Source organism: Jatrophihabitans sp. (genome assembly GCF_046262535.1).
Lineage (GTDB): Bacteria > Actinomycetota > Actinomycetes > Mycobacteriales > Jatrophihabitantaceae > Jatrophihabitans.
Genome location: NZ_JBHEMO010000053.1, coordinates 1 through 19,383, shown reverse-complemented (window position 1 = coordinate 19,383; position 19,383 = coordinate 1). Strand labels below are relative to the sequence as shown.

Below are 19,383 nucleotides of genomic sequence, written 5' to 3'. Positions count from 1 at the left end.
ATCGATGTGGCCGAGGCGGCCGCGTGGCTGTCGTCGCCCGGAGCGGGTGGAGTGAACGGCCAGGTCCTGCGGGTCTGCGGGCAGAACCTGGTGGGCGCCTGACATGCCCGACCTCTCCACCCCGCCGTCGCTGCTGCCGCTCTACGCGAAGGCGGCGGCGACCGCACCGCTGCACCGGGGCGACGCGCTGCCCGACTCGGTCTACACGCTGAAGGATCAGCGCATCGACCGCGCGCATCTCGCCGCGTTCCAGCGGGTGTGCGACTACCCGGTGACCGACGTGTTGCCGCCGACCTACCTGCACGTGCTGGCCTTCCCGCTGTCCGTCGCGCTGATGACCGAGCGGGCCTTCCCGTTCCCGCTCGTCGGCATGGTGCACGTCGCGAACTCGATCACGCTGTCGCGCGCGGTGCGGGCCGACGAGCAGGTGTCCTTCCGCGTGCGCGCCGCCGACCTGCGTCCGCATCCGGCCGGGCGCCAGTTCGACCTGCTGGCCGAGGCGACCGTCGACGGCGAGGTCGTGTGGTCGGGCCGCAGCACCTACCTGCGCCGGGGCAAGTCGGAGGCGAAGAAGTCCTCCGACGGGCGGGCCGCGCTGCCGCCCCAGACCGGCACGATCGCGCAGGTTCGCGTGCCCGACGACATCGGCCGCCGCTACGGGGCGGTGTCCGGCGACCGCAACCCGATTCACCTGCACAAGCTCAGCGCGAAGGCGTTCGGCTTCCCGTCGGCGATCGCGCACGGCATGTGGCTGAAGGCACGGACGCTCGCCACGCTCGAGGGGCGCCTGCCGGACGCCTACACCGTCGAGGTCGCGTTCAAGCTGCCGGTGTTGCTGCCGTCGTCAGTGGCGATCAGTGGTGAGCAGAGCGGTGACGAGTGGACGTTGGACGTTCGCGATGCGCGCTCGGGCAAGCCGCACCTGGCCGGCACGGTGATTCTGCCGGCGAAGGCAGCGGCAACTGCGGCGAAGACGCCGGCTGCGAAGGCACCGGCCAAGAAGGCCGCACCGGCGAAGAGACCGGTCCCGGCCAAGCAGGCGGCGCCGGCGAAGGCTGCGCCCGCGAAGGCACCGGCCAAGAAGGCACCGGCGAAGAAGGCTGCAGCCAAGAAGTCGGCCGCGAAGAAGCCCGGCCCGGATCAGCCCAGCTGATCAAGAGACGAGTTCGGTCGATAATCGACCGAACTCGTCTGTTGATCACGGGAAAAACCGCGCGCGACGGAGCCAAGCGCGCGCTAGGCGCTGGCCTTGCTGCCGTTCGTGCGGGTGCCGTTGACGCGGGCGCCGTTCACCTCGGCGGCGGGCGTCGTGGCGGCCCGGCGGCCGGTGCCCCTCGGCATCGCTCGCGCGGCGAGGAGCGCCACGACCCGCTGGTAGCCCGGACCGGTCAGCCGGACCAGCAGGTCGAGGATCTTCGCGTCCAACCCGACGACCGCGCGAGGACGGTTGCCGGCAACTGCGCGCAGGATCGAGGTGGCCGCCGCCTCGGGTGAGGTCTTGGCCAGCTTCTCGTCGAAGAAGGCGGCCAGCGTGGCCGCGTCCTCGCCGTCGACCGCGCCGGCGTTGCGCGCGATCGCGGTCTTGATCCCGCCCGGGTGCACGCAGGTCACGCGCACCGGATGGCCGTTGATCAGCATCTCTTCGCGCAGCGCCTCGGTGAATCCGCGAACGGCGAACTTGGCCGCGTTGTACGCGCTCTGCCCCGGCATCGAGAGGATGCCGAACAGGCTTGAGATGTTGACGATGTGCCCGTCGCCGGAGGCGATGACGTGCGGCAGGAATGCCTTGGTGCCGTTGACGACGCCCCAGAAGTCGACGTCCATGACCCGTTCGATCTGCGCGAAGGTCATCTTCTCGATGTCGCCGGTAAAGGCGATGCCGGCGTTGTTGATCACGATGTTCACTCCGCCGAGCTCGGTGACGACGTCGTCGGCGTAACTCAGCACCGCGGCCCGATCGGTGACGTCGAGGCGGGCCTCATGCACCGGCGCACCGATGACGCGGATCTGCTTGGCCGTCTCAGCCAGCCCCGTGGTGTCGACGTCGCTGATGGCCAGCGTGGCACCGCGCCGGGCCAGTTCACAGGCCAGTGCGCGGCCGATACCGGAACCCGCGCCGGTGATGACGGCGACCTTGCCTCTGACGTCGGTCATGCCGAGACCTCTTCCTGGGTCGTTGCGAGTGAGCGCACGCTGCCGGCGGCTCGGGTGGTGTCGTACGCCTGCACATCGAAGTGCCGGGTGATGCGGCGGAACGCGAAGGTGAAGCTCGGCCACAGCGTGGTGTTGTTGCCGTGCTTGTCGAGATACCAGCTGGCGCATCCGCCGGTCTTCCAGATCGTGCGGCCCATGTGTTTCTGGATGTTCTCGTTGTACTTGCGCTGGACGTCGTGGCGGACCTCGAACGTCTTGAGGTCGTGCTTGTCCATCGCCTGCAGCGCGCTCGAGAGGTAGTTGAGGTGCGACTCGATCATGTAGACCATCGAGCTGTGCCCGAGGCCGGTGTTCGGGCCGACGACGAACAGCAGGTTCGGGAAGCCGGCGACGGCCGCGCCCTTGTAGGCCTGCTGGCCGTACTCGTCCCACACCGACGCGAGCGAACGTCCGTCCTTGCCGATGATGCGTTGGTAGGTGGGCGAGTCGGTGACGTGGAAGCCGGTGGCGACGACGATGGCATCGACCTCGCGCACCGTTCCGTCGGCCGTGACGATCGCATTCTCGCGGACCTCGACGATGCCGTCGGTCACCAGATCGACGTTCTCCTGCGCCAGCATCGGGTACCAGGTGTTGGAGATCAGGATCCGCTTGCAGCCGATCTGCCAGTCAGGCGTGACCTTGGCCCGCAGTTCCGGGTCGGCGATGCCCTTGGCGATGTTCTTCGCGGCCATCCGCTGCGCGACCTGCAGGATCTTCGGCTCGTAGGCGAAGCCGAGGACGAACGCCTCACGTCCCCAGTAGATCGCTTCACGCGCGGCCCGCTGCAGGAAGGGGACGTGCCGGTAGGCCAAACTCTCGACCTTCGAGTACGAGCGGTCGTGGCGCGGCATCACCCATGGCGCCGTGCGCTGGTAGACGTCGAGGTGGCCGACCTCGTCGGCGATGGCCGGGCCGATCTGGATGGCCGAGGCGCCCGTGCCGATGATCGCGACCCGCTTGCCCTTGAGGTCGGCGTCGTGGTTCCAGCGAGCGGAGTGGAACAGTTCACCCTGGAAGTTCCCGATGCCCTTGATGTCGGGCAGGGCCGGCTCGCACAGGGCACCGACCGCGCCGACCAGCACGTCGGCACTGAAGTTGCCGCTCGTGGTGTCGACCAGCCAGCGCTGCTCGTCGGTGTCCCACTGCGCGAGCGTCACCTCGGTCTCGAAGAGGTGCTTGTCCCCGACGTTGTACTTCGCGGCCACCGAGCGGAGATAGTCCTGGATCTCCGACTGCGGCGAGAACGAGCGTGACCATTTCGGGTTGAGTTCGAAGGAGTACGAGTAGAGGTGGGACGGGACGTCGCACGCGGCGCCGGGATAGGTGTTGTCCCGCCAGGTGCCGCCGACCTCGCTCCCGCGTTCGATGACGAGGTAGTCGTCGCGGCCGTCCTTGCTGAGGCGGATTGCCGCGCCCAGGCCGGCGAAGCCGCTGCCGACGATGATCACGCCGAGGTGGCGGCGCGGGGTGTCACCGATTGTGCGGGCGCGGCCGGAGCGGCGGCGAGGAGTGGTTGCCTGCGTCATGCTGTTCACGGTAAACAGCCATTGAATACAAGTCAATAGGATTGGCTGACGTTCAATAGCGGGCTACAGTGATACCTATGACAGCGGCCAAGCGGGTCCGCCTCACCCCCGAGGCACGGCGCCAGCAGCTCATCGAGCTCGGGGTCGAGATGCTCGCCACCCGCCGCCTGGACGAGCTGTCGGTCGAACTCATCGCCAACGCGGCCGGGATCTCGCGCGGCCTGCTCTTCCACTACTTCTCCTCCAAGCAGGAGTTCCACGTCGAGGTCGCCAAGGCCGCCGCGGCCGAGATGCTGCGCCGCACCGGCCCGGACACCTCGCTGGCACCGGTGGACGCGCTGCGCGGAGCGCTGACCTCCTTCATCGACTACGTCGAAGAGAACCCCGACAACTACCGTTCCCTGGTGCGCGGTGCGGTCAGTGGCGACGCGGAGATGCGCGCCATCTTCGACGCCACCCGGACCACGATGGCCCAGAGGGTGCTCGACGTCCTCGCGACCCAGGGCCTGGAGGTCACGCCGCGGGCGACGCTGGCCATTCACGGTTGGGTCGCCTACGTCGAGGAGTGCGTGATCCGCTGGATCGACACCCGGACCGTCGAACGCGGCCAGTTGCTCGACATGCTGACGAAGTCCCTGCCGGCGCTCGCGCTGTCCGCCTCCGACGAGGAGGTCGGCACCCTCATCGCGATCCTCACCGCCGAGAAGGCCATCGCCGCGAAAGAGGACCGGTCCGGAGTTGGTCGGGCGTCCTAGAATCCAGCCATGGTCTTCTCGGTCGAGCGCAATCCCAGGCCCAAGAGCGCCGACGAGCGCGCGGCGATCCTCGCAACCCCCGGCTTCGGTAAGCACTTCACCGATCACATGGTGCGCATCGACTTCGCCGACGGCGAGTGGGGCGACGGCCGGGTGATCCCCTACGGACCGCTGAGCCTCGACCCGGCGACATCCGCACTGCATTACGGCCAGGAGATCTTTGAGGGTCTCAAGGCCTACCGCCAACCGGACGGAACCATCGCCGCGTTCCGGCCGGACGCCAACGCCGCGCGCTTCGCCCGGTCGGCGCGGCGCCTGGCGATGGCCCAACTGCCCGAGGAGCTGTTCGTCGAGTCGCTGCAGGCGCTGACCGACGTCGACAAGGACTGGGTCCCGACGAGCCCGACCGATTCGCTGTATTTCCGGCCGTTCATGATCGCGACCGAGGTCGGCCTCGGCGTGAACAGCCCGTCCAGCTCCTACATGTACCTGCTGATCGCCTCGCCGGCCGGCCCGTACTTCCCGAGCGGCGTGAAGCCGGTGCGCGTCTGGCTCTCGACCGAGTACACGCGGGCCGCGCCCGGTGGCACCGGCGACGCCAAGTGCGCCGGCAACTACGCCGCCGCGTTCCTCGCCCAAGCCCAGGCGACAGCGAAGGGCTGCGACCAGGTCGTGTGGCTCGACGCCGCCGAGCACCGCTGGGTCGAGGAGATGGGCGGCATGAACCTGTACTTCGTCTACGGGTCCGGCCCGTCGGCGCGCATCGTCACTCCGGCGTTGACCGGGACGCTGCTGCCCGGCATCACCCGCGACTCGCTGCTGACGCTGGCCGACGAGCTCGGCTACACGACCGAAGAGGGCAAGATCTCGACCGACGAGTGGCGCGAGGGCGTCGAGTCCGGCGCCATCACCGAGGTGTTCGCCTGTGGCACCGCCGCCGTGATCACGCCCGTTGGATCAGTCGACGGCGACCACGGCGGCTGGACGATCGGCGACGGCGGTCCCGGCCCGATCAGCATGCAGCTGCGCGAACGGTTGGTCGCCGTGCAGACCGGTCACGCGCCCGACACCCACGGCTGGATGCACCAACTCGGCTGAGCCCGCCGTGGACGTCACCTCGCTCGTTGATCGCGTCGCTTCGGACGGGGCTGCCCTCGCGGCGGCAGCGCAAGCCGCCGGCCTGGACGCGCCCGTCCCCGGAACCGAGTGGGACGTGCGAGCCCTGGTGACGCATGTCGGCGGGATCCACCGCTGGGCGGCCGACATCGTCGCGACGCGGTCCGACCGCCCGGACACCGACGCGGGCCGGGCCGTCGGCAGCGGACCGGCGGACCCCGACCTGCTCGACTGGTTCCGCGAGGGACATCAGGGGCTGGTGGACACGCTGCGCGCGGCGCCGGCCGACCTCGAGTGCTTCACTTTCCTGCCCGCCGCGTCGCCGCTGCACTTCTGGGCCCGGCGCCAGGCCCACGAGACGGCGATCCACCGGGCCGATGCCCAGGCCGCCGCCGGCGCTGTCGAGCCGTTCCCCGAGGACTTCGCGCAGGATGGGATCGCCGAGATGCTCGAGGGTTTCGCTCGGCGCCGGTCGAACTTCGACGCCACTCCGGGCACGATCGGACTCGACCCGGTCGACGGGGCGGCCTGGCTGATCACGCTGGGCGGTGAGCGCGTCGAGGCGCACCCGACGGAGCGGCTGCTCGACACCGACGTCACTGTTGGCGGCCGGTCGTCCGACCTCTACCTCTGGCTGTGGAACCGACCGGCACAAGCAATCGTGGACGGAGACGAGGCCGTCGCTGCGTCCTGGGCGGCGACGGTCCACGTCCGCTGGTCCTGACCGTTACCGCGGCGGCCAGCGTCTATCGGGTCGGCCAGCGGCGGAAGTTCAGATACGACCGGCTCGGTGTCGGGCCGCGCTGGCCCTGATAGCGCGATCCGTAGACAGCAGAGCCGTAGGGGTGCTCGGCCGCGCTGGACAGGCGGAACAGGCACAACTGGCCGATCTTCATGCCGGGCCACAGCATGATCGGCAGGTTCGCGACGTTCGAGAGCTCGAGGGTGATGTGTCCGGTGAAGCCGGGATCGATGAAGCCAGCTGTCGAGTGGGTGAGCAGTCCCAGCCGGCCGAGGCTTGATTTCCCCTCCAAGCGCCCGGCCAGATCATCGGGCAGGGTCACGACCTCCAACGTCGAGCCGAGGACGAACTCGCCCGGGTGCAGCACGAACGGTTCCTCGCCGTCCGGCTCGACCAGCGTGGTGAGCTCGTCCTGCTGCAGCGCTGGGTCGATGTGCGTGTAGCGGGAGTTGTTGAAGACGCGAAAGAAGCGGTCGAGGCGAACGTCGACGCTGGACGGTTGGACGAGTCCCGGCTCCCACGGTTCAACGGACAGCCGCCCGCCGTCGATCTCGGCGCGGATGTCGCGGTCGCTCAACAGCATGCGGTGAGGCTATCGGCTGCCCTCGGCGTTTCCGCGGGGAGTGGCGTGGACGAAGTCGACGATGGCGGCAGCGAGTTCGGGCCCCGCGTCTTCCTGCAGGAAGTGCCCGGCGTTCTCGATTGTCGGGTGGGTGCGGCCGGCCGCTCCAGCCATGGTGCGCTCGAGAATGGGCGCCATCCCGCCGGTGATGGGATCCCCGTCGGAGAACGCGAGCAGCATCGGCGTCGTCGATCCGGCCAGCCGGTGCCACGCCGCCCGGTTGGCGCCACTCGCCGGGTTGTCGGGCTGGTACGGCACGAGACCGGGCATGGCCCGCGGACCGGCCTTGTAGGTCTCGTCCGGGAAGGGCGCGTCGTAGCCGGCGCGCGCCGCATCGTTCAGCCCGCGCTTGCAGCCGGCCGCGACGAACCGGCCGATGTCGAGCGTGGGCGCCGATTGAACTGCCATCCGGAACTGGTGCCAGATGTCGGGCATCGGTTGGTCGCCGGTGGGCAGGCCGGTGTTGGCGGCGACGATTCGGGCCATCCGCTCGGGGTGCTCGGCGGCCAGCCGTAGTCCGATCAGGCCGCCCCAGTCCTGGCCGACCAACGTGATGCCCTGCAGGTCCAGGACGTTCTCCACGAGCGCGCGGACCCACTCGACGTGTCGGGCGTAGGTGTGGTCCTCCATGCGCGCCGGCTTGTCCGAACGACCGAAGCCGACGAGATCGGGAGCGATGGCACGGAGGCCGGCGTCGGCCAGCACCGGAATCATCGACCGGTAGAGGAACGACCAGGACGGCTCGCCGTGCAGGAGCAGAACCGGCTCGCCGTCGGCCGGGCCATGCTCCACCCACGCCATCCGCAACGAGCCTCCGTCCGGATCCGGTATGTCGGCGTGATGCGGCTCGTACGGGAAGTCGGGTAGGTCGGCGAATCGCTCGGCCGGCGTGCGCAAGGTCTGCATGCGCGCAAGGTATCGCGGCTGGTCCGCCCATGCCGAAATTGTCCGGAGCCGCGTCCTGGTGATCCCTATTGCGCGCGGCGCGCAAGCTTGTCCGTAAGGGCTACTGTGGCGTTGAGGGCGCCTGACGCAGCATCCGTCCGCCGAGACGGAGCGTGACGTGATGCACTCTAAATGGACGGTACGGGTCGCCCCCCTGCTGACGCTGATCCTGCTGGCTCCAGTCACGGTCTCGAACGCCGACGCAGCCGCTGCGCGCCCTGAATCGGCGAGGCCGGCGGCCTGCCGGCCGTTGCTCTTCGCGACGTTCCTGCAGCCGAGCTATGCGGTGTTCCAGTGGTCGCCCGCCCGTTTCGACGAAGAGCTCGCCGACATGACCGCGATCGGCATCAACACGGTGATCCTTCAGTGGACCGTCGACATGGACGCCCGGCAGAGCTACTACCCGACGCCGGGCACCGCCTACCCCACTGCGATGGATATCGTGGGCCCCCTCCTGAATGCTGCGGGGGCGCACGGAGCGAAGGTGTGGCTCGGCCTGGGCAACGTCTATTCGTGGCAGGCCCACGCTGGTGACGATGCCTGGCTGACGAACCAACTCGTGGTCGACGAACGGATCGCCGACCAACTCAGCGCGGCGTATCCGAACCGGTTTGCCGGCTGGTACATCTCCAACGAGGTCGATGACTCGCTGCTTGCGAATCCAACGACCGCGCGATCGATACAACGGTTCTTCACCACGCTGTCGGGGTATCTGCACACGCATGCCGGCCGCGCGCCGGTGATGGCCGCGCCGACCTATTCGGGTTTGCACCAGTCGACGACGGCCTTCGCGGCGAGCGTTCGTTCCGTCATGGGCAGCCTCGACGTGCTCGACGTCCAGGACGGGGGCGGATCCGGGTACATCGCCCCGTCCGACATCACCAACTGGTTCCGCGCACTACATGACGCACTGGCCAAGACCCCGACCGCTCTCTGGCAGGACGCGGACATGTACGGACCGGACGGCGCACCGATGAACCCCCCCGCTCTGCAAAATGACCTGGCCGCCACGTGCGGGCTGGTGGTCGCGCGGTCGGGCTTCTCGTTCACCTCGCAGATGGGACCGGCGGACCTCGGTACATTCACGTTCTACGAGGCGTACCGCGACTTCCGCACGGCCGTCCTCGCAACGACGTGACCTGCCGGTTCCGGTATCGTCGCTGCCGTCCGCGGGTGTAGTTCAATGGCAGAACATCAGCTTCCCAAGCTGACAGTGCGGGTTCGATTCCCGTCACCCGCTCCAGCAGATCGAGACTCTTCAAATCCGCGGATCCCCTTGTACGGCGATTTCCGTCCTCGCTGATGACTAGTCGGTCGCTGCCGTGCGTCGTGTCACAGGGTGACGGGAGCGGCAGGAAGGTACTCTCGTATCGCACGGAGATTGCACGGCGAAGTGGCTCGCCGGCGAGGTCCTGGACGGGGCTCTGAGCGGTGGCGGGTAAAGCTGGTCGTCGCAGTTTTGGGAATATTCGGCGGCTGCCCTCGGGGCGATGGCAGGCCACGTATCCGGCGCCCGATGCCAGTCGGGTCGGCGCACCGACGACGTTCACGACGAAGCTGGACGCAGAAGCGTGGCTGGTCGCCGAGCGGAAACTTCTTGAGTCAGGCGCATGGCGTTCCCCCGCGCAGCGGCAGGCTGATCGCCTTGAGAGCGAGCGCAAGGCTCGACATGGCACCGTTGGGCGCCGCGCTTGCCCGATGCGGTCTCGGCGAAGACGCGCTCGCAGCCGTGGGAGCAAAGTTCTTCGAGCTGGCGGTCGAGGCACTGGTCGGGCGTGGAGACGCGGGCGTAACCGATGAGTTGGGACATGGTGATCTCCTTCTGGTGAGGCCCGGCAGTTCGGGCATGGTGAAGTCCGGCCAAGGTCGGCCGAAGACGGGCTGATGCGAAGGCAATGGCCGCAGACGCCACGGTCTGCGAAGCGATGGCCGCGGCGTGGCAGCGCCTGAAAGCCGATGCTGTGCCGCATCGTCGCGGTATGGCTGAGAGGACCGATGCCGAGAAGATCGAGATTGTTCGGCAGATCCTTGCCGAGCCGGTCCCGAAGTGGTTCCAGAACGCCCACCGCCGGGCCAACAGCTACGCCGACCAACTTCGCCAGATCGCCGAAGTCGTGAACGGACCGGCCGCTGCTGATGATGGCGAGGCGAGCGGGCCTCAGTGAGGGCGCCCCGCCTCGCGCCGGCATGACAGGAACTTCGCGGCTGGCTGACCAAGCGGGTGGCTCGTCATGTTGGCGATCAAGGACGGCCCGGTTCGGGCACGGCGAAGTCTCACAACTCGAAGCGGTTGCGGGACGTTGAATGTGGAACTCATGCGGGAGCTGACGAGCACCGAGATGTCGGCCGTCACCATCCCGTCGGTGGCCGGTCCCGGTCCTCCTAGATAACCCTCATTTGCGGAACGGCAGCTAAGTCTGAGGTCTCTCCTTCGTGACTCCGCGCGGGCAGATCCGTGCCTTGTCCATAGTGGGTGGGTCGAAGGACGCGCGGCAGCGCGCCGTGCGACCGTATGACGTTATGGATGTCCATCGGGGGCTTGAGGTCGTTGGGCTGACGCGGCGGTTCGGCGTGCGCCTGGTGGTTGACGGGCTGGCCTTCGGTGCGGCACGCGGGACCGTGACCGGCTTGTTGGGCCCGAACGGGTGCGGCAAGTCGACGACGATGAAGCTGCTCGCGGGTGCGTTGACCGCAACGTCGGGAACAGCGAGCTTCGGCGGTTTGCCTCTCGGGGTGAATCATGTCGCGGCGAAGGCGATCACCGGGTTCATCCCGGACGTCGGCGGGCTCTTCCCACGCTTGACCGGCCGCGAGCATCTTGAGCTCGCAGCTCGCCTGTACCAGCTGCGGGACTGGGATCGGCGGGCGGAGGAGTTGCTCGAAGTTCTCGCCCTGGCGCCGGCAGCCGACGAGCGGGCGGGCACCTACTCGCACGGCATGAGCCGCAAGCTGTCCGCCGCGATAGCTCTGCTCCCGCCCATTGCTTTGCTGCTTGCCGATGAACCGTTCGACGGTGTCGACGCGACCGGCATCGACACGCTCACCGAGCTGTTCGCCGACCGGGCGGCGGCTGGGACGTGTGTCCTGGTGACGACGCACCTGCTCGGCGTCGCGGAGTCGCTGTGTGACACGGTCCATTTGATGGACGCTGGCCGCTTGCGTGCCGAGGTTTCCGGTGCTCAGCTTTCCGATCTCGGCCGCATCTACCGCGAGGTGCTCGGTGTGTCCCGCGAGGACCACGGCCGGTGAGGCGTTCGGTGCGCCGCGAGATCGGGGCGGCCCTGTGGTTGCAGTCGCGGGATCTTGTCCACTTCGGCAGGCGCCGGCTGGTCGGCCGGTTCCTGATCGCCGGCTATGTCGTGGTATGCGGGCTGTTGGTCGCCGGCGGGTTAGCGGCCTACGCTCATCACGGCGACGTGCCGCTCGGTGCGATCTTCACCCCGATCTGGCTGCTGTGGGCGCTGCTGCCGGCCGTGGGCGCTGGCGGCGGCAGCCTGGACGCGACATCCTCGATCGCGCCGTACCCGACCGGCCCGGCGATGCTGCTGGCCTCGTCATGGTTCTCCGCGCTCACCGACGTCCAGTACCTGCTTCCCGTTCCCGTCCTCCTCGCCGGCAGCGCGGCGGACTACGGCCTCAGCGGACTGCTCGGCAGCTTCGCGTTCGTCGCCGGTGCCTCCGCCCTCGGCCAGCTGGCGGGCTGGTTCAGCGTCGCCGGGCTGCGCGCGCGCCGCGGTCAAAGCCTCGCGGTCACAGCGGCGGCAGTGGCGGTTCTCGCGGCGGTAACAGTAGCCCGCCGGTCGCGACCCGCAGAGGAACGTCATCTCGGCACGATCCCGCCGACCCGCTGGCTGCTTTCCGGAGCCCGCGCCGCGCAGCACGGACAGTGGACGGTCGCGGCCGGCTGGTACGCCCTGCTCGTAAGTCCCATCGTTGTGCTGCTTGTGCTAGGCCCGGCGGTGGTCCGCCGCGCGACGATTGCCCGCTTGGCTGGGCCGAGCTCCGCACCCCACCGCGCGGGCTTCCGCCCTACGCCCACCGGCGCGCTTGCCGGCGCCGCCTGGCGCGGGGTCGTGCGGAGCCGTGCCTGGCGTGCCACTCTGCTCGCCGTCGTGGCAGTGCCATTCATGACCGTCCTGCTTACTCAGCCGCTGAGCTACCGCTCGCTGGTCACCGTTGCCGTCATATCCGCTGGCGCGACCATCGCAGCGAACACGTGGGCCTTCGAGGGCGGTGGCGTGACGGTGTTGCTCACAGCGCCAGTGGGCAGAGGCACAGTCGTCGTGGTCCGGACGGTCGTGCTCACCGCCGCGCTGGCGATGTCGCTCGGGGTGGCCACCGCGGCCGCGATCGTTGCCGGGCCGTTGCGGGCGTCGCCGTCCGATCTCGGCTACGCGGCGTGCGTGCTTCTGCTGGTCGCCGTCGCGGGCATGCGCACGTCCACCAGCACCGCCTCGGCCTCGGACGTCGACTCGCTACGCGCCCGCCCGGCGACGTTGCCGGCGGTGCTCGGCTTCGGTGGTCGGTGCCTGCTGGGCAGCTTGTTGCTGTCCGCGGTGTGGCACTTCGGTGTGCTCGGCGCGATCATCGGCACGCTCGGCGTCCTCGGCTACGCCGCCTGGGCCTTCCGCGGCACCCGCAGACGGTCTGCCGACGGCGCCACCCTGCTCGCCGCCTTCGCGACCATCCGGTGAGCACGGCGGAACTTGAAAGATCTGCAGCCGGCTCGCAAAGCGACGAACTAGGGCAGCCAGATAGACCCTCGTATGTGGGAGCGCACGGCGCGCGCAGTGCGGACCAGGCGCAGGACGGGCTTGCTTGTCTGGGACCTGGGTTCAGCGGAACACGGCATCGCGAGCAAACCAATCTCACGATCGCGAAGCGGCGTGACGATAAAGGAGGAAGTGATCGACCTCTTTGACAGACAAGGGCTGGCGCGCGGTTCGGTCGAGAACCTCTTTCACCGCGAGAAAGTTGGCAACGAATGAGCGGTACCGGCCGTCTAGGTCTCGCACGGCGGGTAGCGCGTCGCGGATCTCCTTCGACCGAGGCCGGAGGTGGAGCTTTGCCACTTCACGGGCGACTTGCTTGGACGCGCGGTCGTCGTAGATCGAACGAATGAAGGTCGGCGTCGGTGGCAAGGTTGGCCCCCTACGGCTGGGTATCAGCAACCGTGGTGTAGGTGGGGGCCTCGGTCCGCTGAGCGTCGGTGGATCGTTCAAGCGGTCGCGGCGCAGTGCGAGCGGGTTCTTCGTCGTGGCTGTGGCAGCCGCGGCATGTTCGTCCCCGTCCGAGGGTCCTTCGAATAGCGCTTCGGACACCCCAAACAGGGTCGTGTCAGCTGCGCCGCGCGTTTCAGTTGCGCCGGTTTCGTGCGCGGTCGACCTCAAGGCATTCGCCGAGACAACGGTCTCCGAGTGGAACCAGATCATGATCCGCGATGCCAGCTCATCTCGGGCGATCGACTTCGCTCTCACTGGCCTGAACCTCAGCCTCGCGCAAGCGGTATCGAAGGTTGGCGCGGCTACTTGCGGGGGAGCTCCGGAGTTGGCCGGGTGGTCAGCCGAGATCGGGAAGCTTGTCGACGAACTTCAGATGTACCCGGATAGCCCTTGGGACCGAGACCTCAGCGGCTCGGTGTCGGCAGCCGAGTCGTTCGTTCGGGCGACCGGAGCGAGGGCGGGGGTTTCTTCGGGGTTCTGGCGCAATCCTCCGACGGGCAAGCCGCCGACGTGTGCCACCTTCAGGGGTGTCTCTGGCAGCTACGTCCTCAAGCACGTCAGGGAGCAGTCCTCAGGCGCGATTGTGTACTGGCCCCAAATCACGATTTCGAACCCCACGGCGCACGCGATATGGATTGATATCAGCGGGGAGGGCAAAGCCACCTTCCATCTATCACCTACGACGCCCAGCCCGGCTGTCTCGTGGGATGTGTCGGGCGATGGCCCGGCAAACGTCGCGGAAGTGCTGGCCCGCAAGGTGAAGCGGTTCGAGCCGGATGACGTCGGCCGCTACGGGACGTACTCGCTCAACGTCTATCCCGGCGACCGCATCACCATGCTGCGGATAACGGCGAAGATCGTCGGGTCACCAGACGCAGGAGATCTAAGGTGTCCGCCGTTACGAGTTCGAAGTGCGTGATCATGGGCGTGGGCCCCACGGGTCTCGGAGGACCAGGGCATGGTCCAAGACCAGCCAGCGCTGAGCACCGTGGGAGCGGCAGCAGGCAGACGTGACCTTCACGGCCGTTTGGCCGCAGGCCCGCTGGTACTGCTCACGGTATTTTCGAGCTCCCTCCTGGTTGGCTGCGGATCCGCATCGAACACTGGCCGAGCTGCACCTCGCGCCAGTGGGTCGACGGTCACCACCACAGTTACTTCCGTCGTCGTGGTCACACAGACCGCACCGGACAGCCTTGAACGCCGCCCGCACGGCCGACCGCTGGTGCCGGGTCCCCTTGCCGGCGAGGACTGCCTCGGTCCTCTCTTCTTCCGCCACTGCAATGAACGGCAGGAGAGTGTCCGGCTCGCCTGACCTCGGCCGATCCAGTGTCGCTACCGAGGCCGTTCGGCACGGCTGCGCACGCGAAAGCGAAGGCTGCTAGTGCCAGCGCGACCGCCACCGATCGCTCAGTCGCCGGCTCGGTCCGCCGGCCGCGGGTCGCGTCGAGCAGCTCGTGCAGTGCTCGACGCGCGTCAGTAAAGAAGTCGGACATGCGAATCCCCTTTCACGGGACGTCAAAATGCCCCGACCACGGATGTGATCGGGGCTCAGTGCTTCGGTGCTGGGCGTACGTGCTTACCCCGTTTGAACTTGGGGTGCAGTCGCCTGCGGGAAGTGTCTGCCGGCTACCAGCGCTTCTTCACCCGCTGGCGGCTGAGGCGGGCACGTCGAAGCCAACCCATCTATTGTACCGTTGTTCAATAGTGGATTTAGTCCCGTTGAGCGATCCAACGAGCAGCCTTCTGGCCGCGCCACCTTCCGCGCCGTTCGCTCGAACGGGAGCCGATCGAAGCCGTAGGTTCGGGTCAGGTCTGAAATGACGAGTTCGAGAATCGACACGTCCTTCGACTTCCGCGACGATGTCGCACCGACCCAAGACCTTGACCGCCACAGCTCGAAGCTGCGGCACTACGACCGTCGGTTGTGGGGTGACTGTCTGGCTGAGGAGGGCCATCTTCGGACACGATTTGACGGCAGCGAGCGTGAAATTACGCTACCGAGAGGTGGTCGTTTATCGGCAGGACGCGACTTGCGACTGTCGCCGCGACCGGCTCAGCAGTGGAAGGCCGCTGATATGAAGAAGGTCGTCGCTGTCGCAGGGGTGTTGGCCACCGTCGTTGCCCTGGGCGGCGCTGCGGCTGCGTCAAAACCGTTGACAGGAGCCGCGTTCAGCGACTTCACGGTCGCCGCGACGCCGCCCAACCCGCCTGGAACCGTGTGTCCCGGCTCGCCGCTGTGCTACAACGGCGCCGCTGAACCGGCGATCGGAGTCAGCCCTGCCGGCCGCTTCTACGGCGCGTCGGAGAACGGGTTGGGCGGGGGAACGCTGGCCTGGACTTCATCGGACAACGGCTTGCACTACGCGTCCACGCCCTCCCCGGATGACGTGTCCGCCGGATCGGACTCCACCGGCGCAGAAGCCGGTCTCGAGCCCGGCGGCGGGGACACCGACGTTGCTGTGGCCACGGCCCGCAACGCCGCAGGAAACTACAACGCCTACGTCGCCTCGCTCAGCCTTGCCAACATCGACGTGTCGACCTCGACCGACAACGGCACGAGCTGGGTGCTCAATCCCGCCACAGCGCTGCCCATTGACGACCGTCCGTGGATCGCGGCGACCGGCGCGTCGAAGGTGTGTATCTCCTACCTCACGGCGCCGGGAGTGCTGCTGCCCCAAGCCGGTCTGCACGTACAGTGCAGCCTCGATGCAGGGCGCACGTTCCCCCAGGTCGCCGACGCCTACGACAACTCGACCGTCGGCCTCAACGCCTCCCAGGGCGGAAGCCGGACCGGCAACCTGATCTTCGACCCGGCCAACCCGGCCCGGATATACACAGTGTTCGCGTACGAGAACATCGAGGACAACGCCAACCAGAACGCGTTGCTGCACAACGTCGGGATAGCTGCCTCCAGCGACGGCGGTCTCACCTGGCACGACTATCCGGTGCGCCTGAACCCGGACGTGACCGCCAAGTACGACAATCAGTTCGTCAACGTCGCGGTCGATGCCGCGGGCACGGTCTACGTCGCCTACTCAGACAACAGTGCGGTGTCCTACCAGTACTCGACCGACCACGCGCAGACGTTCAGCGCACCGATCACAGTCTCTCAAGGCACCGACACGGCGGTCATGCCGTGGCTCGCCGCCGGCGACGCCGGAAAGGTCGACCTGGTGTACTACCAGGCCGTCGGGGACGCGGGCAATCCCGAAACCGCCCCCGCCACCGTCGCGTGGAAGGTCGTGATGGCGCAAAGTCTTCTAGCGGCGACCGCCGCGCCGGCGCTGACCTACGCCACTGTGAACCCGGTCGTGCACCAGGGCGGAGTCTGCGAAGGCGGTGCGTTGTGCACCGGAAACCGCGATCTCTACGACGACTTCGGCGTCGAGGCATCTCCGGTCACCGGGCTGGCCTCGATCATTTACTCCGACGACCAATATCAAAACGATGCCAACCACAAGCCGAACCCGGTCACCGGATGCACCCCCGACAAGAACGACACCTCCCCCTGCAACCACACCAACATCGCCACTCAAACAACCGGCCAAGGCATCTACGCGACTAAACGCAAATAGGCGCCCCGCCGAGTCTCTTCGACCGTCCTCCGTCGACGGCGTCCACCGGCACAACCTCGGTGAGTTGATCCCGCTGGCGGCCCCACTCGTCCGGTACGCCGACCAGTTCGATCTCTTCGGCGGCTTCTCCGGTTAGGTCCCGGGCATCCACACGGAACGAGACAACCATGGCTTCCTCGCATAGGTCGCGACGCAGGTGTTCTACGGCGTGTGCTGGCTACTTGTCTCCACCCTTGTCATGAAGCCGGCCAGCAGCGGCAGGTACTGGTCGGGCACTTCGTAGAAGGGCAGGTGGGCGCTGTCGAGGATGACGAGTTCAGCGTTCGGTATACCGGCTGCGATGGCCTCCGCTAACGCGGGGACGCATTGGTCGCGCCGGCCTCCGATGACCATGGTCGGAAGGTTGAGTTCGGCTAGTCGTTCGGTGGCGTCCCACCGCGACCATTGTCCGTCCGGGACGAACCACGAGGAGCCGTGCATCCGTTGATACACCTCGGCTCCGCTGTTGGCCTGGGAACGGATCAGCGGCTCCGCTGGTGGGAACGGCAGCACGAAGCGGGTGAGGAACTCCCCGAGGGCCGCGCCATATTCGTCCGGGTCCGCGCTGGGTTTCCGCAAGGCTTGGGCGGCATGGGTCGGTAGCTCGTCGAGGCGTTGCTGCCAGCCAGCGGCCAACGCCGGCACGCTCGCGAACGAGTTTGAGATCGTCAGCGACAGGACCCCTTCGGGCTGGGACAAGAGATATTCCAACGCCAGGGGGCCGCCATAGGAGTGGGCGTAAAGATGGACCCGGTCCAGGCCGAGAGTCGCGCGGACGGCCGCGAGTTCATCGACGAAGAGCTCGATCGTGTATTCGGACGGTTCCTCGGCTCGGTCAGAGTGCCCGCACCCGAACTGGTCATAGAAGACGACCTCACGGTCGGCCGCCAGACCTGCCAATGGTTCAAGACAGTCGTGACAGATACCCGGCCCGCCGTGCACCGTCAGGAGTGGAACGCTGCCGCGGGTGCCCGTGCCGACGGCGCCCCACCACACCGAATGACCGCGATGTGTCAACTGCCCCTCGCGCGTCCCAGACTCCGCCACCTCGACCTCCCCAAATGTGCCGGCCCGCGTGCCCACGCCTCTGGTCACTGGACGGGCCGACCATACGAGGTCGGGCCCGGAAAGGCGCGGGCGAGAACGCCCGTTGTCAAGCGCCCCCCCGAGAACGGTGAAACCACCGCGGTTCACCTATAGCCAGCCGCAGTAACTTCAAGCGGCAACATCCCCCAGGGGACGGTGAGGTAGGCATGGACATATCGGACCTGCACGAGCAGGACGACCAGGCCGAGGACAACTTCATCATCGCCGGCAGCGAAGCCGAATACGTCGCGCAACTCAAGGCGCTCGGTGACCCAGAGGAGATGAAGCGACTATGGGGCTGAGCACCGAACAATCCGCCTTCGCGCCGGGCTTTGACGGCGGGCGGTGCCTGAACGGGCGACTCAGTCGTGACACTCCAAACCGCGTGGCTTGCGCAGCGGCAACGCGATCTCCTACCGTGCGGGAGATCAGGGCCAGCTAGTGACGCGCGAGGAGCAGGAGCGAAACGAGCAAGGTGCGAAGGACGGGGCTGACCCGGAGCCGGCTCAGACGGACCATCCGACGGGCGAAGACCAAGCGGTCGCCAATGCCGAGGATGAGTCGGCCGGCTGAGTCTCGCCGGTCGCGGATAGTCGTGTGCTTTCGAGTGCTGGCTCAGGCAACCGCCGACTTGCGGAGCTTCTGTATCCGTTCCCGGCTCGGCCAGCGGACGTCCCATGCCCATCCGAGCTTCTCGAAGAGCCAGATCACCCGAGCGGAGATGTCGATCTGCGCCCGCAGCACCCCGTGACGGGCCGCGGTCGGGTCGGCGTGATGCATGTTGTGCCAGCTTTCGCCGCCGCTCAGAATCGCCAGCGGCCAGAAGTTCGCGCTCTTGTCCCGGGCCGCGAACGGGCGATCTCCGACGACGTGACAGATCGAGTTGATCGACCAGGTGACGTGATGGAGCAGGAACACGCGAACCAGTCCGGCCCAGAAGAACGCTGAGACCGCGCCGCTCCACGACATGGTGATCAGGCCGCCCATGACGCCGGGCAGCGTCAGGGTCAGGGCGATCCACACCGGAAACAGGCTGTCCACGACAACGATGTCGCGGTCCTTCAACAGGTCCGGCGCGTACTTCTCCTGGTTGGTCTGTTCCATCGTGAACAGCCAGCCGACATGAGCGAACCAGATTCCCTTGAACAGAGCTGGGAGCGAGTTGCCGAAGCGCCACGGGGAGTGCGGGTCGCCTTCCTTGTCGCTGAAGGCGTGGTGGCGACGGTGATCGGCGACCCACATGATCGGTGGCCCCTCGAGGGCGAATGATCCGGCGATGGCCAAGGCGATCCGCAGTCCACGTTTGGCTTTGAACGCCGAGTGAGTGAAGTACCGGTGGAAGCCAACGGTCACTCCGAGGAGGGTGCCGAAATACCAGCCGGCGGTGAGGAGCACGTCGGTCCACGGGATCCCCCGCCCCCATACAACGGGGACGACGGCGACGAAGGCAACAAAGGGAATGAGGACGATGACGTAAAGGGCCGCCTGCTCCCACCAAGCCTTGTCCTCGCCGAGTTCGGGCTTCGGCATTCGGCTGGCGACCCGCGGCGATTCGACAA

18 protein-coding genes and 1 tRNA gene are annotated in these 19,383 nt (G+C 67.5%); 12 read left to right on the top strand and 7 right to left on the bottom strand.

Going from position 1 to position 19,383, the window contains the following annotated elements; translation table 11 throughout:
* Positions 1-103: 103 nt before the first annotated feature.
* Positions 104-1,153 carry a MaoC family dehydratase gene (locus tag ABR571_RS08490; protein WP_409452756.1) on the top strand — a complete coding sequence of 350 codons (1,050 nt, stop codon included), beginning with the start codon at positions 104-106 and terminating at the stop codon, positions 1,151-1,153.
* Positions 1,154-1,236: 83 nt separating this feature from the next.
* On the opposite strand, the gene ABR571_RS08485 is transcribed toward ABR571_RS08490, so the two are convergent.
* Together ABR571_RS08485 and ABR571_RS08480 are read right to left on the bottom strand one after the other, a co-directional pair.
* Positions 1,237-2,154 carry an SDR family NAD(P)-dependent oxidoreductase gene (locus ABR571_RS08485; protein ID WP_409452755.1) on the bottom strand — a complete coding sequence of 306 codons (918 nt, stop codon included), beginning with the start codon at positions 2,152-2,154 and terminating at the stop codon, positions 1,237-1,239.
* The gene (locus ABR571_RS08480) at positions 2,151-3,722 is read right to left on the bottom strand and encodes a flavin-containing monooxygenase (protein WP_409452754.1); all 1,572 of its coding nucleotides are present in this window, start codon (positions 3,720-3,722) and stop codon (positions 2,151-2,153) included. Before ABR571_RS08480 ends, ABR571_RS08485 begins: the two co-directional genes overlap by 4 nt.
* 77 nt (positions 3,723-3,799) lie before the next feature.
* Between ABR571_RS08480 and ABR571_RS08475 the strand changes: the two genes are divergently transcribed.
* Genes ABR571_RS08475 through ABR571_RS08465 form a run of 3 tightly spaced genes read left to right on the top strand, consistent with a single transcriptional unit; the run spans position 3,800 to position 6,317 of the window.
* On the top strand, positions 3,800-4,477 hold the full coding sequence (locus tag ABR571_RS08475; RefSeq protein WP_409452753.1) for a TetR/AcrR family transcriptional regulator: 678 nt from the start codon (positions 3,800-3,802) through the stop codon (positions 4,475-4,477).
* 9 nt (positions 4,478-4,486) lie between these two features.
* Positions 4,487-5,575, top strand: coding sequence for a branched-chain amino acid aminotransferase (locus ABR571_RS08470; protein ID WP_409452752.1), 1,089 nt, complete (start codon positions 4,487-4,489; stop codon positions 5,573-5,575).
* 7 nt (positions 5,576-5,582) lie between these two features.
* Positions 5,583-6,317, top strand: a complete 735-nt coding sequence (locus ABR571_RS08465) for a maleylpyruvate isomerase family mycothiol-dependent enzyme (RefSeq protein ID WP_409452751.1) — start codon at positions 5,583-5,585, stop codon at positions 6,315-6,317.
* A 22-nt stretch (positions 6,318-6,339) separates the two neighbouring features.
* Here the strand turns inward: ABR571_RS08465 and dcd are convergent, their stop codons facing one another.
* Positions 6,340-6,918, bottom strand: coding sequence for a dCTP deaminase (gene dcd / locus ABR571_RS08460; RefSeq protein WP_409452750.1), 579 nt, complete (start codon positions 6,916-6,918; stop codon positions 6,340-6,342).
* Positions 6,919-6,927: 9 nt separating this feature from the next.
* Positions 6,928-7,863 (bottom strand): haloalkane dehalogenase, encoded by a 936-nt coding sequence (locus tag ABR571_RS08455; RefSeq protein ID WP_409452749.1) that lies wholly within the window; start codon positions 7,861-7,863, stop codon positions 6,928-6,930.
* A gap of 160 nt (positions 7,864-8,023) precedes the next feature.
* Here ABR571_RS08455 and ABR571_RS08450 point away from each other — a divergent pair, with 160 nt between their 5' ends.
* Both ABR571_RS08450 and ABR571_RS08445 read left to right on the top strand, forming a co-directional pair.
* Positions 8,024-9,040: a DUF4434 domain-containing protein gene (locus ABR571_RS08450; protein ID WP_409452757.1), complete on the top strand. Its 1,017-nt coding sequence runs from the start codon at positions 8,024-8,026 to the stop codon at positions 9,038-9,040.
* Positions 9,041-9,071: 31 nt separating this feature from the next.
* Positions 9,072-9,145 (top strand) — tRNA-Gly (locus ABR571_RS08445).
* A gap of 303 nt (positions 9,146-9,448) precedes the next feature.
* Here the strand turns inward: ABR571_RS08445 and ABR571_RS08440 are convergent.
* Positions 9,449-9,712: a recombinase family protein gene (locus ABR571_RS08440; protein WP_409452748.1), complete on the bottom strand. Its 264-nt coding sequence runs from the start codon at positions 9,710-9,712 to the stop codon at positions 9,449-9,451.
* A gap of 85 nt (positions 9,713-9,797) precedes the next feature.
* On the opposite strand from ABR571_RS08440, the gene ABR571_RS08435 reads away from it, so the two are divergent.
* The 5 genes from ABR571_RS08435 (at position 9,798) to ABR571_RS08415 (ending at position 16,699) form a co-directional block, all read left to right on the top strand.
* Complete coding sequence (locus ABR571_RS08435) at positions 9,798-10,067, top strand: hypothetical protein (protein WP_409452747.1); 270 nt, start codon at positions 9,798-9,800, stop codon at positions 10,065-10,067.
* Positions 10,068-10,473: 406 nt separating this feature from the next.
* Entirely contained in the window at positions 10,474-11,151 is a 678-nt protein-coding gene (locus ABR571_RS08430) for an ABC transporter ATP-binding protein (RefSeq protein ID WP_409452746.1), read from the top strand.
* Complete coding sequence (locus ABR571_RS08425) at positions 11,148-12,596, top strand: hypothetical protein (RefSeq protein ID WP_409452745.1); 1,449 nt, start codon at positions 11,148-11,150, stop codon at positions 12,594-12,596. The genes ABR571_RS08430 and ABR571_RS08425 overlap by 4 nt, the downstream gene beginning before the upstream one ends.
* 640 nt (positions 12,597-13,236) lie before the next feature.
* A complete protein-coding gene (locus ABR571_RS08420; protein ID WP_409452744.1) occupies positions 13,237-14,043 on the top strand; it encodes a hypothetical protein in 807 nt (268 codons plus the stop codon).
* A gap of 1,156 nt (positions 14,044-15,199) precedes the next feature.
* On the top strand, positions 15,200-16,699 hold the full coding sequence (locus tag ABR571_RS08415) for a hypothetical protein (protein WP_409452743.1): 1,500 nt from the start codon (positions 15,200-15,202) through the stop codon (positions 16,697-16,699).
* Between the two features lie 201 nt (positions 16,700-16,900).
* Here the strand turns inward: ABR571_RS08415 and ABR571_RS08410 are convergent, their stop codons facing one another.
* Complete coding sequence (locus ABR571_RS08410; protein WP_409452742.1) at positions 16,901-17,821, bottom strand: proline iminopeptidase-family hydrolase; 921 nt, start codon at positions 17,819-17,821, stop codon at positions 16,901-16,903.
* Positions 17,822-17,991: 170 nt separating this feature from the next.
* On the opposite strand from ABR571_RS08410, the gene ABR571_RS08405 reads away from it, so the two are divergent.
* Positions 17,992-18,126: a hypothetical protein gene (locus ABR571_RS08405; protein ID WP_409452741.1), complete on the top strand. Its 135-nt coding sequence runs from the start codon at positions 17,992-17,994 to the stop codon at positions 18,124-18,126.
* Positions 18,127-18,439: 313 nt separating this feature from the next.
* Here the strand turns inward: ABR571_RS08405 and ABR571_RS08400 are convergent.
* On the bottom strand, positions 18,440-19,383 hold a 944-nt coding region (locus tag ABR571_RS08400), incomplete at its 5' end, for an acyl-CoA desaturase (RefSeq protein ID WP_409452740.1).

Coding starts and splice junctions, on each gene's coding strand:
- ABR571_RS08490 (WP_409452756.1), top strand. CDS start 104: ATGCCCGACCTCTCCACCCCGCCGTCGCTGCTGCCGCTCTACGCGAAG.
- ABR571_RS08485 (WP_409452755.1), bottom strand. CDS start 2,154: ATGACCGACGTCAGAGGCAAGGTCGCCGTCATCACCGGCGCGGGTTCC.
- ABR571_RS08480 (WP_409452754.1), bottom strand. CDS start 3,722: ATGACGCAGGCAACCACTCCTCGCCGCCGCTCCGGCCGCGCCCGCACA.
- ABR571_RS08475 (WP_409452753.1), top strand. CDS start 3,800: ATGACAGCGGCCAAGCGGGTCCGCCTCACCCCCGAGGCACGGCGCCAG.
- ABR571_RS08470 (WP_409452752.1), top strand. CDS start 4,487: ATGGTCTTCTCGGTCGAGCGCAATCCCAGGCCCAAGAGCGCCGACGAG.
- dcd (WP_409452750.1), bottom strand. CDS start 6,918: ATGCTGTTGAGCGACCGCGACATCCGCGCCGAGATCGACGGCGGGCGG.
- ABR571_RS08455 (WP_409452749.1), bottom strand. CDS start 7,863: ATGCAGACCTTGCGCACGCCGGCCGAGCGATTCGCCGACCTACCCGAC.
- ABR571_RS08450 (WP_409452757.1), top strand. CDS start 8,024: ATGCACTCTAAATGGACGGTACGGGTCGCCCCCCTGCTGACGCTGATC.
- ABR571_RS08440 (WP_409452748.1), bottom strand. CDS start 9,712: ATGTCCCAACTCATCGGTTACGCCCGCGTCTCCACGCCCGACCAGTGC.
- ABR571_RS08435 (WP_409452747.1), top strand. CDS start 9,798: ATGGCCGCAGACGCCACGGTCTGCGAAGCGATGGCCGCGGCGTGGCAG.
- ABR571_RS08415 (WP_409452743.1), top strand. CDS start 15,200: ATGAAGAAGGTCGTCGCTGTCGCAGGGGTGTTGGCCACCGTCGTTGCC.
- ABR571_RS08405 (WP_409452741.1), top strand. CDS start 17,992: ATGGACATATCGGACCTGCACGAGCAGGACGACCAGGCCGAGGACAAC.